At 65.8% G+C, this 12,673-nt stretch carries 9 protein-coding genes; 6 read left to right on the top strand and 3 right to left on the bottom strand.

Annotated features, from left to right (window positions below; genetic code table 11):
- Window positions 1–102: 102 nt before the first annotated feature.
- Entirely contained in the window at window positions 103–723 is a 621-nt protein-coding gene (locus PMO31116_RS04385; RefSeq protein ID WP_150565653.1) for a nucleotidyltransferase family protein, read from the bottom strand.
- A gap of 152 nt (window positions 724–875) precedes the next feature.
- Between PMO31116_RS04385 and PMO31116_RS04380 the strand changes: the two genes are divergently transcribed.
- Window positions 876–1,490, top strand: coding sequence for a YqaA family protein (locus PMO31116_RS04380; protein WP_150565652.1), 615 nt, complete (start codon window positions 876–878; stop codon window positions 1,488–1,490).
- A 221-nt stretch (window positions 1,491–1,711) separates the two neighbouring features.
- Here PMO31116_RS04380 and PMO31116_RS04375 read toward each other — a convergent pair whose 3' ends face one another.
- A complete protein-coding gene (locus PMO31116_RS04375; protein ID WP_150565651.1) occupies window positions 1,712–3,934 on the bottom strand; it encodes a xanthine dehydrogenase family protein molybdopterin-binding subunit in 2,223 nt (740 codons plus the stop codon).
- A 17-nt stretch (window positions 3,935–3,951) separates the two neighbouring features.
- Complete coding sequence (locus PMO31116_RS04370) at window positions 3,952–4,410, bottom strand: (2Fe-2S)-binding protein (protein ID WP_150565650.1); 459 nt, start codon at window positions 4,408–4,410, stop codon at window positions 3,952–3,954.
- Between the two features lie 618 nt (window positions 4,411–5,028).
- On the opposite strand from PMO31116_RS04370, the gene PMO31116_RS04365 reads away from it, so the two are divergent.
- The 5 genes from PMO31116_RS04365 to ubiE all read left to right on the top strand — a co-directional run bounded on the left by PMO31116_RS04365 (window position 5,029) and on the right by ubiE (window position 12,598).
- Window positions 5,029–9,024 carry a DUF3683 domain-containing protein gene (locus PMO31116_RS04365; RefSeq protein WP_150565649.1) on the top strand — a complete coding sequence of 1,332 codons (3,996 nt, stop codon included), beginning with the start codon at window positions 5,029–5,031 and terminating at the stop codon, window positions 9,022–9,024.
- A 52-nt stretch (window positions 9,025–9,076) separates the two neighbouring features.
- Window positions 9,077–10,765: a Na+/H+ antiporter gene (locus PMO31116_RS04360; RefSeq protein WP_150565648.1), complete on the top strand. Its 1,689-nt coding sequence runs from the start codon at window positions 9,077–9,079 to the stop codon at window positions 10,763–10,765.
- A gap of 133 nt (window positions 10,766–10,898) precedes the next feature.
- Complete coding sequence (locus PMO31116_RS04355) at window positions 10,899–11,336, top strand: HIT family protein (RefSeq protein ID WP_150565647.1); 438 nt, start codon at window positions 10,899–10,901, stop codon at window positions 11,334–11,336.
- A 52-nt stretch (window positions 11,337–11,388) separates the two neighbouring features.
- Window positions 11,389–11,802: a gamma-butyrobetaine hydroxylase family protein gene (locus PMO31116_RS04350; protein WP_023597529.1), complete on the top strand. Its 414-nt coding sequence runs from the start codon at window positions 11,389–11,391 to the stop codon at window positions 11,800–11,802.
- A gap of 61 nt (window positions 11,803–11,863) precedes the next feature.
- The gene (gene ubiE / locus PMO31116_RS04345) at window positions 11,864–12,598 is read left to right on the top strand and encodes a bifunctional demethylmenaquinone methyltransferase/2-methoxy-6-polyprenyl-1,4-benzoquinol methylase UbiE (RefSeq protein ID WP_150565646.1); all 735 of its coding nucleotides are present in this window, start codon (window positions 11,864–11,866) and stop codon (window positions 12,596–12,598) included.
- Window positions 12,599–12,673: the final 75 nt, after the last annotated feature.

The following is a 12,673-nucleotide window of genomic DNA, read 5'->3' as shown; positions in this document are numbered from 1 at the left end:
TTAGGCACATCTGGGAACAAAAGGACAATGATAGACCAGCACGTCCGCCGGGGCGGTCGCGCTGGGTCTCTCGGGAAAAATCGGGAAAGGGGAGTGCGCGCCCTAGCGTAGGTCGTCTGGGGTGTCGATGTCGCGCACGATTCCGGCGTCGTCGACATCGACGATCGTAATGTGCTCGCTAATCAACAGGTCGCGCGCGCCGGCGTCGCCGTCGAGGGCGGCCAGGCGTGACGTGAAGGCAGAACCGAAGGCCACCGGGTGGCCGCGTTGTCCCCGATAACTCGGTGCGACGATGGCCTCGGACGAGGTGAGTCCACCGGCGACGGCACGAATGGTATGCGGATGGATGTAGGGCATGTCGGCCAGCGCAACGAGCCAGCCGTCGAGATGTTCCAGCCCGGGCGGCGGCGCTTCGTCGGCGCCGGACTGGATGCCGGCCGCGAGCGTGGCCCCCATCCCACGCCTGGTGGCGTGGCTCATCACGACTTCGCAACCCGCCTGCAGCAGCACGTTCTCGAGCTCCGCCGAATCCGGACGCACGACCGCGATCACGCGCGGCAATACGGCCAGCAGCGCATGCGCGCTGGCAAGGGCAACGGGTCGGTTCAGGGGATCTCCGGGCAGCGGCGCGAGCAGCTTGTTCCGGCGCCCAGCCGCATCGAAGCGGGTACCGAGTCCGCCTGCCAGTAGAATGGCCACGGGCGGCGTCGAAGGTCGGGTCATGGGCATGCATTATGCGCCAGACTTTTTGTTTCTGCCAAACTCGCATGCCGCGAACGCGGGTCGGCGCATGACGCATGCGCCGACCGTCCGGTCGGTCACGTCGTCCGGTGGCCCGACTGTGCGGGATCTGTTCTGTCTATTTCCGGAGTTGCATGGAGTCGTTCATCACCTGGCTGCTCGGCGTGCTGGCCCTGCCCGGCGTTGGTCTGCCGGCCATTTTTCTGGTGTCGTTTGTCTCGGCCACACTGCTGCCGATGGGCTCGGAGCCCGCGCTCTTCGGCTATGTGACGCTTAACCCGCAAATGTTCTGGCCCGCCATTGCGGTGGCCACGGTGGGTAACACCGCCGGCGGAATGCTCAACTGGTGGATGGGGTTCGCCGCGCGCCGCGCGTTCGTCCGCCTCAAAGTCCGACGCCGCAACCATGCGCGGACGGCGGGCCGTACCGGTGAGGGGGCGGCGGCCTTCGGAGATGCGCCGTCGCGGTCCGTCAAGCGTGCCGACGGCAAGGCGCCGATAAACGAACGCTATCACCGGTGGATGCGCCGCTTCGGGCCGCCACTGCTCCTGCTCTCGTGGCTGCCCGTGGTCGGCGACCCGTTCTGCTCGCTCGCCGGATGGCTGCGCCTTCCCTGGCGCGCCTGCCTGCTCTATATCGCAGTGGGCAAGGCGGTGCGCTACATTGTCGTGACCTACCTCATGCTGCGTGTGCCCGAGTCGTTCTGGCAAGGCATCTTCGCGCCTTTCAAGCATGTGCTGATCGGGTAGGTTCGAAGGCCCGATTTCGATGTTCGACGCCCCGCCGCCCAGGGCGGCGCTCAATGTCCGGGCCCGCCGGACCGGTGCACCTTTGCGCCTCCCGGACATGGGCCCGACCCGGTTCCTGATTCCCGGTTCCTGGTCCTGATTCGAGGAGGCGCCCCGGTCCGGCCTGACCGCAGGCCGTCCGGGTGACGCCAACCGCCTTCCGGCTTATCGTTGCGCGCAGGTCACGCGTTTGCGACGTCGAACGGCAAGGAACGCAGGCGTTTTCCGGTCAACGTGAACAGCGCGTTCGCGTACGCCGGTGCCAACGCCGGCAATCCCGGCTCGCCCATCCCCGTCGGCGCGTCGCCCGAACTCGCGATGTGCACACTGATCGCCGGCATGTCCGGCAGGCGCGCCACCATGTACTGATGGAAGTTGCTCTGCTCGACTTCCCCGTCCTTCATGGTGATCGCCGCACCCGGCAACGTCGTTCCCAATCCCATCAGCGCCGCGCCCTCGACTTGCGCAGCCACGGTCAACGGATTGACCGCGAAGTTGCAATGCACCCCCGCCGTCGCACTCACCAACCTCGGTGTTCCATTGCGCATCTCGGCCACGACAACGTACGCCACCACGGAGTCGAACGACTCGTGCACCGCCACGCCCCACGCCTGCCCCTCCGGCAACCGGGTCTTCCCATAGCCGGATCGCTCGACCGCCAGGGCAAGCGCCTCCTTGTGTCGCGGATGCTTGTCACCCATCAATGCGTAGCGATACGCCACCGGGTCCTGACCGGCCTGCTTCGCCAACTCATCGATCAAGGTTTCCATGACGTACGCGGTGTGCGTGTTGCCCACCGACCGCCACCACAACACCGGAACGTTGACCTTGGGGCTGTGCAACGTCAGACGCAGCGGCACGGCGTACGGCGTGCCGGACACGCCCTCCACACTGGTGCCGTCGATGCCGTTCTTGACCATCATCTTCTCAAACGGCGTGCCCGCCAGAATGGACTGACCGACGATGGTGTGATTCCACGCGAGGATGTTGCCCTTGTCGTCGAGGCCGATTTCGGCGCGGTGCACGTACATGGGACGGTAGTAGCCGCCATGGATGTCGTCTTCGCGGCTCCAGATGACCTTGACCGGCTCGCGATGGCCGGCCTTGCGCCATGCCTTGGCGACCTGCGCCGCCTCGACACCGTAGTCGGACGTGGGGACCGCGCGTCGCCCGAAGCCCCCGCCCGCCATGAGCGTGTGCAGCTTGACTTGCTCGGGCTTGAGGTCGAGCGTGCGTGCAATGGCCGCCTGATCGACGGTCTGGAATTGGGTGCCGGTCCAGACTTCGGCCCCTTTGTCGGAGAGCTGCACGGTGCAGTTCAACGGCTCCATGGGCGCGTGCGCGAGATACGGGAAGCTGTATTCCGCCACGAGCGTTTTGGGCGCGCCCTTGAGCTTGCTGACGTCGGCGTCGATGGCCACGGTCCCGGGCGTCCTGGCCATCTCCTTGTATTTGGCCAACTGCGCCGTGGTGTCGACGTGTTCGACCCCGCTGGTGTCCCACTCGGGTTTGAGCGCGTCGCGTCCGGTCTTCGCCTGCCAGTAGCCGTCGGCGATGACGGCTACGGCCGTGCCGCCCCGATCGTCGGGAATCTCCAGCACGTCGCGCACGCCCCTGACGGCCTTCGCGGCCTTGGCGTCGAAGCGTTTCACTTTGGCGCCGAACACCGGCGGGCGCGCCACGACCGCCACCTTGAGGTTGGGCAGCTTGAAATCCATGCCGTACATCGGCACGCCGGTCGACTTGGCTCGCGCGTCGAGGCGGCCGGTCGGCTTGCCCAGCAAGCGGAACGCCGACGGCGATTTGAGCGGGACATCGGCCGGCACCGGCATGGCCTGCGCCCTGGCCGCGAGGCTGCCGTAGGTGGCGCGCTGGCCGTTGGGGCCGACGACGACGCCGTTTTCGGTCTTCAACTGTGCCGCGGGCACTTTCCATTGCTGCGCCGCCGCCGCAATGAGCATGGCGCGCGCCGTCGCCCCGATGCGACGGTACTGCAACCACGAGTGCGCCACTGAGCCGGAACCACCAGTCATCTGAATGCCGAACAAGGGGTCTTTGTAGACGTCGGCCGCCGGCGCCAGCTCGCTGCGCACCTTCGCCCAGTCGCAGTCGAGTTCTTCGGCAACCAGCATAGGCAGCGCGGTTTGCACGCCCTGGCCGAAATCGAGGCGGTTGACCTGGATGGTGACGGTGTCGTCGGGCGCGATGCGCACGAACGCGGACGGCACGACGGGCGCCGGCGCGGCGCCCTGTGCGGCGGCGCCGCGCATGGCGCCGGGCAGCGACATTTCAAGCATCAGGCCGCCGGCCGCAAGGGCGGAGGTCTTGAGGAATCCGCGGCGGCTCAGGCCGGTGTAGTCGCCCACGGCGACGCCGGGATACTGCGAAAAGCGAAGTTCGCGCATGTCGGTGTCTCCTCGCCTCAGGCCAGCGACGCCGCGGCGTCCTTGATGGCCGCGCGAATGCGGGCGTAGGTGCCGCAACGGCAGATGTTGCCCGACATCGCGGCGTCGATCTGCTCGTCGTTGGGCTGCTTGTTCTCGCGCAGCAACGCGGTGGCGGACATGATCTGGCCGCTCTGGCAGTAGCCGCACTGAGGCACGTCGTGCTTGATCCAGGCGTCCTGGACGGCACGGCCGACCGGGTCGGCGCCGACGTTTTCGATGGTCGTGATCTTCTTGCCTTCCACGGCGGAGACGGGGGTGATGCAACTGCGGATGGCCGCGCCGTCCATGTGGACGGTGCACGCGCCGCACAACGCCATGCCGCATCCGAATTTGGTGCCGGTCATGTTGAGCGCGTCGCGCAGGGTCCAGAGCAGGGGAGTGGCCGGGTCGACGTCGACCTTGACCGGCTTGCCGTTCAGTTGAAACGAAGCCATAGAGACACCTCTTGTCGGGTGGATGGAGCGGGGATCGGCAAAACATACTCTGATTCGCTGAAAATTTCACAGCAGGAGTGGGCCGCAACTCGTTGTATATAAACGGATACAGCGGCCTGGGAAATCACTGGAAGGTGCCCGGGACGAGCGGTGCCGGGCCGGTCGTTAAGGCGCCGTCAACGCAGCGATGAGGCCGATGTCGGCAACTGCGGTCGGCGAATGGGGTGGGGGAAGTTTGGGGGGAGGGAGGGGAATGACGCGCCAGAGCGAGGAATTCAGTGCGCCGCCGACGTGTTGCGGTGCAATGAAGTACAATTCGGCCTACATTCCCCTACCAACACTTTCCCAAGCCGGAAGAAAGATCTGGGCATGCGCACCAACTGCCTCACCCCTCTGTGCTTCTGCTCGATGACCGGACACGATTCGTCATCGGCGTCTTCGCACGGCAGTCGTCGATCTCGCTGATCGCAGATCGTCAGTTGTCGGCCAGCGCGCATCCTTGACCCCCAGCGCGCTCGCCGCCGGCACTCCCAGCGCATACCCGATTTTGACTTTCGGCGCGTCCCGCGAGACGAACGCCGACGGCGGACGCACCGCCGCAATGACGAGCCCGACAAGATGAACGCACCCTTGCCCGCCTTCGAGCCGCACGACGCAAAGCATGCCGTAGCCGCCCAACCGCCGCGACTGCGCGAGATCCCCTATAACTACACGTCGTTTTCGGACCGCGAGATCGTCATGCGCCTGCTCGGCGCCGACGCCTGGGCGATCCTCGACGAACTCCGCGCGGAACGCCGCACCGGCCGCTCGGCACGCATGCTGTACGAAGTGCTTGGCGACATCTGGGTGGTTCGCCGCAATCCGTATCTGCAGGACGACCTGCTCGACAATCCGAAGCGCCGCAAGCTGCTGATCGATGCCCTCGAGCACCGGCTCAACGAAATCGACAAGCGCCGTCGCGCCGACATGGCACAGCACGCCGACGAGAACGGCCGCGAGCGTGCCGCGCGCGTGGAACAGCTGGAATCGGCGGCGCGCCGCGCCGTGGCCGACTTCGCCGCGGAGTTCGACAAGATGGCGGAACTGCGCCGTCGCGCGAAGAAGGTGCTCGGCCGCACGACCGCCCACGACAACATCAAGTTCGACGGCCTGTCGCGCGTGTCGCACGTGACCGACGCCACCGACTGGCGCGTGGAATATCCGTTCGTGGTGCTCACGCCTGACACGGAAGCCGAAATGGCGTCGCTGGTCAAAGGCTGTTTCGAGCTCGGGCTGACGGTGATCCCGCGTGGCGGCGGCACCGGCTATACGGGCGGTGCGATTCCGCTCACGCCGTTCTCGGCCGTCATCAACACGGAAAAGCTCGAGCAGCTCGGCGATGTCGAATATTCGCAGCTGCCCGGCGTGGACAAGCCGGTACCGACGATCTTCTCGGGCGCGGGCGTGGTCACGCGCCGCGTGGCCGAGGCCGCCGAGCGTGCCGGTCTGGTGTTCGCGGTGGACCCCACGTCGATCGACGCCTCGTGCATCGGCGGCAACGTGGCGATGAACGCCGGCGGCAAGAAGGCCGTGCTGTGGGGCACCGCACTCGATAATCTGGCCTGGTGGCGGATGGTCGATCCGCAGGGCAACTGGCTGGAAGTCACGCGGCTCGATCACAACCTCGGCAAGATTCACGACATTCCGGTCGCCCGCTTCGAGCTCAAGTGGTACGACGGCAATCAGGCGCCCGGCGCCGCACTGCTCAAGACCGAACGGCTGGACATCGAGGGCAAGCGCTTTCGCAAGGAAGGCCTCGGCAAGGACGTAACGGACAAGTTCCTCGCCGGCCTGCCGGGCATTCAGAAGGAAGGCTGCGACGGTCTGATCACGAGCGCGCGCTGGATTCTGCACAAGATGCCCGCGCACACCCGCACGGTGTGCCTGGAATTCTTCGGCCAGGCCAAGGAAGCGATTCCGAGCATCGTCGAGATCAAGGACTACATGTTCGCGCAGACGGCCGCGGGCGGCGCGATTCTCGCCGGCCTAGAGCATCTGGACGAACGCTATCTGCGCGCAGTCGGCTACGCCACGAAGTCGAAGCGCAACGCCTTCCCGAAGATGGTGCTCATCGGCGACATCGTCGGCGACGACGACAACGCGGTCGCCCAGGCGACCTCGGAAGTCATTCGCATGGCCAACGGCAAGAGCGGCGAGGGTTTCGTCGCCGTGTCGGCCGAGGCCCGCAAGAAGTTCTGGCTCGACCGTTCGCGCACGGCCGCCATCGCGCGCCACACCAACGCCTTCAAGATCAATGAAGACGTGGTGATTCCGCTCCCGCGCATGGGCGAGTACACGGACCACATCGAGCGCATCAACATCGAGCTCTCGCTCAAGAACAAGCTCCAGCTGGTCGACGCCCTCGAGGCGTTCTTCGAAGCCGGCAACCTGCCGCTGGGCAAGACCGACGACGCGAACGAAATCCCGTCGGCCGAACTGCTCGAAGACCGCGTGCAGACCGCACTCACGCTGCTGCGCGACGTGCGCGAGCGCTGGGTCTTCCTGCGCGATCACTTCGAGATGCCGCTCGCCGAGGCGATTCCGCTGCTCAACCGTCATGGCATTCGCGACATCAACGTGGCGCTCAACGATCGCCTGACGAAGCAGCCGGAAACGCGTCTGATCGACCTGCTGCAAGATCGCACGGTCCGGGTGTCGTGGAAGCAGGAGATCCGCGCGGAACTGCGCCAGATCTTCTCGGGCGCCGAGTTCAAGCCGATCCTCGACGAGGCACAGGCGATCCACAAGCGCGTGCTGCATGGCCGTGTGTTCGTGGCGCTGCACATGCACGCCGGCGACGGCAACGTGCACACCAACATCCCGGTGAACTCGGACAACTACGAGATGCTGCAGGATGCGCACAAGGCCGTGGCCCGCATCATGGACATCGCCCGCTCGCTCGACGGCGTGATCTCGGGCGAACACGGCATCGGCATTACCAAGCTGGAGTTCCTGACGGAAGCCGAGATCGGCGAGTTCCGCGCTTACAAGATGCGCGTGGATCCGGAGGGGCGCTTCAACAAGGGCAAGCTGCTCGACATGCCCGACCTGCCTGCCGACCTGCGCAATGCCTATACGCCCAGCTTCGGGCTGATGGGCTACGAGTCGATCATCATGCAGCAGTCGGACATCGGCGCCATTGCCGACAGCGTGAAGGACTGCCTGCGCTGCGGCAAGTGCAAACCGGTGTGCGCCACGCACGTGCCGCGCGCGAACCTGCTCTACAGCCCGCGCAACAAGATTCTTGCCACATCGCTGCTCATCGAGGCGTTCCTCTATGAGGAACAGACGCGTCGGGGCGTGTCGATCAAGCATTGGGACGAGTTCAACGACGTGGCCGATCACTGCACCGTTTGTCACAAGTGCGTGACGCCGTGCCCGGTGAAGATCGACTTCGGCGACGTGACGATGAACATGCGCAATCTGTTGCGCAAGATGGGCAAGAAGAAGTTCAATCCGGGCTCGGCCGCCGGCATGTTCTTCCTGAACGCGACCAACCCCGAGACGATCAACATCACCCGCAAAGTGATGATCGACTGGGGCTACAAGGCGCAGCGTTTCGGCGCCGACGTCTTCAAGAAGCTCGCGAAGAAGCAGACGGCGCATCCGCCGGCCACGGTCGGCAAGCCGCCGCTGCGAGAGGAAGTGATCCACTTCGTCAACAAGAAGATGCCGGGCAATCTGCCCAAGAAGACGGCGCGCGCGCTACTCGACATCGAAGACAACAAGGTCGTGCCGATCATTCGCGATCCGAAGGCCACCACGGTGGACTCGGAAGCAGTGTTCTACTTCCCGGGCTGCGGTTCGGAGCGTCTGTTCTCGCAGGTCGGTCTGGCCACGCAGGCCATGCTCTGGCACGTGGGCGTGCAGACGGTGCTGCCGCCGGGCTACCTGTGTTGCGGCTATCCGCAGCGCGGCTCGGGGCAGGGCGAGAAAGCCGAGAAGATCGTGACGGACAACCGCGTGCTGTTCCATCGCATGGCGAACACGCTGAACTACCTCGACATCAAGACCGTGGTGGTGTCGTGCGGGACTTGCTACGATCAGCTCGCCGGCTACGAGTTCGAGAAGATCTTCCCGGGCTGCCGCATCGTCGACATTCACGAATACCTGCTCGAGAAGGGCGTCAAGCTCGACGGCGTGGGCGGTACGCGCTACATGTATCACGATCCGTGCCACACGCCGATCAAGACGATGGACCCGGTCAAGCTCGTGAACCAGCTGATGGGCAGCGAGAACGACGGGTACAAGATCGAGAAGAACGATCGCTGCTGCGGCGAATCGGGCACGCTGGCGGTCACGCGGCCCGACATTTCGACGCAGATCCGCTTCCGCAAGGAGGAGGAGATGCGCAAGGGCGCCGCGAAGCTGCGCGCCGACGGCAAGGTCGATGACGTGAAGATTCTCACGAGCTGCCCGTCGTGCCTGCAAGGGCTGTCGCGCTATAACGAGGACGCCAATGTCACGGCCGACTACATCGTCGTGGAAATCGCCAGGCACGTGCTGGGCGACGAGTGGCTGGTGGACTACGTGAAGGACGCGAACAACGGCGGCATCGAACGCGTGCTGGTGTGATGCTCCTGCGCGGGACGCGGCCGAGGCCTGACCGACGGACCACGGAGGTGGCATGGAGGTAGTCTATACAGCACTGATCCTGCTGTTCGTGGTGGCGCTGACCGGCGTGCTGGTCAGCTTCGTCCGATTCCTGCCGGTGCCGCTGGTGCAGATCGCCGTGGGCGCCGCGCTCGCCTGGCCGGGCGCGGGGCTGCACATCGATCTCGACCCCGAGATCTTCTTCCTGCTGTTTATTCCCCCGCTGCTTTTCGCCGACGGCTGGCGCATGCCCAAGCGCGAGTTCTGGCACCTGCGCGTGCCGATCATCGCCATGGCGCTCGGTCTGGTGATCTTCACGGTGCTCGGCGTGGGGTACTTCATCCACTGGATGATTCCGTCGATACCGCTGGCCGTGGCGTTCGCGCTCGGCGGCGTGCTCTCGCCGACCGACGCGGTGGCCGTATCCGCGCTCACCGGGCGCCTGCGCATGCCCACGCGTCTCATGCACGTGCTCGAAGGCGAAGCGATGATGAACGACGCGTCGGGCCTCGTCGCGTTCAAGTTCGCCATCGTGGCGGCCACCACCGGCCTGTTCTCGATCGGCAACGCCACGTTTTCCTTCTTCGTCATCGCGCTCGGCGGCCTGCTCGCCGGCTGGGCGGTGACGTGGCTCTTCACGCAGTTTCACCGGCGGGTGCTCGACGTCTCCAACGAGGAACCGGCCACGGTCGTGTTGCTGCTCCTGCTCATGCCGTTTGCGGCCTATCTGCTGGCGGAGCATTTCGGCTTCTCGGGCATTCTCGCGGCCGTGGCGGCGGGCATGACCGTGAGCTCGACCGATCTGCTCAACAGCCGCACGGCCACGCGCATTCTCGGCAACGGCGTTTGGTCGATGCTCGAGTTCGTGTTCAACGGCGCGGTGTTCGTGCTGCTCGGGCTGCAATTGCCGGATATCGTGCGCGCGGCGCTGCGACCGAACCAGCATCTGTGGGGCATGCTGCTCAATCTCGGCGAGTTGATGGCTTATGTGGGGGCGATTTCGGCGGTGCTCATCGTGCTGCGCTTTTGCTGGGTATGGTCGGCGTGGCGGGTGATGTACTTCCTCGGGATGCGTCGCGGGGAAATCACGATGAAACCCGGCATGCGTTTTACCGGTGTGACGGCGCTCTCGGGCGTGCGTGGCGCCGTGACGCTGGCCGGCGCCCTGTCGGTGCCGCTCGCGCTGCCGGGCGGCGCCCCGTTCCCAGGGCGCGACCTGCTGATCTTCCTTGCCGCCGGGGTGATCCTGCTGTCGCTCATCGGGGGAAGCATCGGTTTGCCGATCCTGCTGCGCGGTGTGCGCTGGCCGGTCGAGGACCCCCGTAACCGGGAGATGGCCGAAGCGCGGCTGGCGGCGTCCGAGGCGGCGATTCGCGCCATCGAGTCGTTGCAGAAGGTGATCGCCAGGTCGGGCGACGAACTGGACACCGCCGTGTGCGCGGAAGCGGCCGCCCGGGTAATGGGGCGCTACCGGCGTGCGCTCAACGCGGCGAGCGCGACCGATGAGATGCGCGCGCGTGCCGTGCGCGACGTCGAAGTCGAGCGGCGTTTGCGTGCCGCCGCGCTGCAGGCCGAACGCGTGGAGCTGTCGCGCTTGCGCATCACGCATCGCATCAACGACGAGACGCTGCGCGAGATGCTCAGCGAGATCGATTTCGCCGAGCTGGCGCTCGGCCCGGTGGACCCGGTGACCGGCAAGCGCAAGAAGGGCGGCAAGCACTGAGGCGTGGTGCACGCCGATGAAGGGCTGCGCCGCGCAACCGGGTGTCGCGAAGGACGACGGCGTGTCACGTGGCGTCACGCAGCGTGACGACGCGCAACGAAGCGCAACGAAGCGCAACGAAGGGAGACCGAACATGGAATGTCCGTTTTGCGCCGGCGACGGCGGTGAAGTCGTGTGGCGCGATCCGGTGCTGCGCGTGGTGCTGGCCGACGAACCCGGCTACCCGGGGTTCGCCAGGGTGATCTGGCATGCGCATGTCGCCGAAATGAGCGATCTGCCCGAGGCGGCGCGCGAGCATGTGATGCGCGCCGTGTTTGCCGTGGAGACGGCTCAGCGCACCGTGATGTCGCCGCACAAGGTCAATGTGGCGAGCCTGGGCAACATGGTGCCGCACGTGCACTGGCACGTCATTCCCCGCTATCGCGACGACGTGCATTTCCCCGGCTCGGTCTGGAGCGCGCCGCAGCGCGCCCTGCCCGAGGCGGCGCTCGCGCCGCGCATCGCCGGGCTGCCGGCCTTGCGCGAGGCCATCGTGGCAGAATTGAAGCGCGTTGCCGCATGGCCGGCATGACCGCCGGCGCCTGAGCGGCTATACTGCCGACCGATTCTTCTGGAGCAAGATCATGGCTGGGCTGGAGAAAGACACGCCGATTCCCGTTTCCCTGACGCTGCATCGCACTTCGAAGGTGCTGGAACTCGGTTACGAGGACGGCAAGCATTACCGCCTGCCCTTCGAATTCCTGCGTGTGCTCTCGCCGTCGGCGGAAGTCCGCGGTCACGGTCCCGGGCAGGAGACGCTCCAGACCGGCAAGCGCGACGTCGAACTCACCGGCCTGGAGCCGATCGGAAATTATGCGGTGCGCCCCGTCTTTTCCGACGGGCACGACACCGGCATCTATTCGTGGGACTACCTCTACGAGCTGTGCGTGCGTCAGGATGCCCTGTGGCAGGAATACCTGGACAAGCTCGCGGCGGCGGGTGTCGAGCGCGACACCCCGATGCCGTCGCCCGCCGCCGGCGGCTGCCACCACCACTGAGGCCCCCGGCGGCACGCGCACTGCGAGTGTGCGCCCGCTTACATGATTAGGGAGATGTGCAATGGGCCAACAGACCCACTTCGGTTTTGAAACCGTCGACGAGAAGGACAAGGCCGGCAAGGTGGCCGAGGTGTTCCACTCGGTCGCGAACAAGTACGACATCATGAACGATCTGATGTCGGGCGGCCTGCATCGCGTCTGGAAGGCGTTCACGATTGGCCGAGCCGCCGTTCGGCCCGGCTTCAAGGTGCTCGACATTGCGGGCGGCACGGGCGACCTCTCGAAGGTGTTCGCCCGCGCGGCCGGGCCGACCGGGGAAGTCTGGCTCACCGACATTAACGAATCGATGCTGCGCGTGGGCCGCGATCGCCTGCTCGACGCCGGCATCGTCACGCCGTCGCTGCTCTGCGACGCCGAGAAGCTGCCGTTCCCGTCGAACTATTTCGACGTGGTGACCGTGGCGTTCGGTCTGCGCAATATGACCCACAAGGATGCCGCGCTCGCGGAGATGCGACGCGTGATCAAGCCGGGCGGCAAGGTCATGGTGCTGGAGTTCTCGAAAGTGTGGCAGCCGCTCGAGAAGGCCTACGACACGTACTCGTTCAAGGTGCTGCCGTGGCTCGGTTCGCGCATCGCGGGCGACGCCGACAGCTACCGCTATCTGGCCGAATCGATCCGCATGCACCCTGACCAGGAAACGCTCAAGACGCTCATGGAAGACGCAGGACTGGAGCGCGTGGAGTACCACAACATGACCGCCGGCGTGGTCGCACTGCACATCGGACGCAAGTTCTGACGCGCCCAGGATAAGCGCTCACTCGCGCCGAGCTTCGCCCAAGTCGCTGAAATCGCCGAAGCGCCCCGGTCTGCG

The sequence above is a fragment of the Pandoraea morbifera genome, assembly GCF_902459575.1.
Taxonomy (GTDB): domain Bacteria; phylum Pseudomonadota; class Gammaproteobacteria; order Burkholderiales; family Burkholderiaceae; genus Pandoraea; species Pandoraea morbifera.
The sequence above is the reverse complement of the archived record's forward strand: the minus strand, read 5'-3'. Positions and strand labels throughout refer to the sequence as shown.

Excerpts from the sequence above, each read along its gene's own strand:
- PMO31116_RS04385 (WP_150565653.1), bottom strand. The coding sequence starts at position 723 with ATGACCCGACCTTCGACGCCGCCCGTGGCCATTCTACTGGCAGGCGGA.
- PMO31116_RS04380 (WP_150565652.1), top strand. The coding sequence starts at position 876 with ATGGAGTCGTTCATCACCTGGCTGCTCGGCGTGCTGGCCCTGCCCGGC.
- PMO31116_RS04375 (WP_150565651.1), bottom strand. The coding sequence starts at position 3,934 with ATGCGCGAACTTCGCTTTTCGCAGTATCCCGGCGTCGCCGTGGGCGAC.
- PMO31116_RS04370 (WP_150565650.1), bottom strand. The coding sequence starts at position 4,410 with ATGGCTTCGTTTCAACTGAACGGCAAGCCGGTCAAGGTCGACGTCGAC.
- PMO31116_RS04365 (WP_150565649.1), top strand. The coding sequence starts at position 5,029 with ATGAACGCACCCTTGCCCGCCTTCGAGCCGCACGACGCAAAGCATGCC.
- PMO31116_RS04360 (WP_150565648.1), top strand. The coding sequence starts at position 9,077 with ATGGAGGTAGTCTATACAGCACTGATCCTGCTGTTCGTGGTGGCGCTG.
- PMO31116_RS04355 (WP_150565647.1), top strand. The coding sequence starts at position 10,899 with ATGGAATGTCCGTTTTGCGCCGGCGACGGCGGTGAAGTCGTGTGGCGC.
- PMO31116_RS04350 (WP_023597529.1), top strand. The coding sequence starts at position 11,389 with ATGGCTGGGCTGGAGAAAGACACGCCGATTCCCGTTTCCCTGACGCTG.
- ubiE (WP_150565646.1), top strand. The coding sequence starts at position 11,864 with ATGGGCCAACAGACCCACTTCGGTTTTGAAACCGTCGACGAGAAGGAC.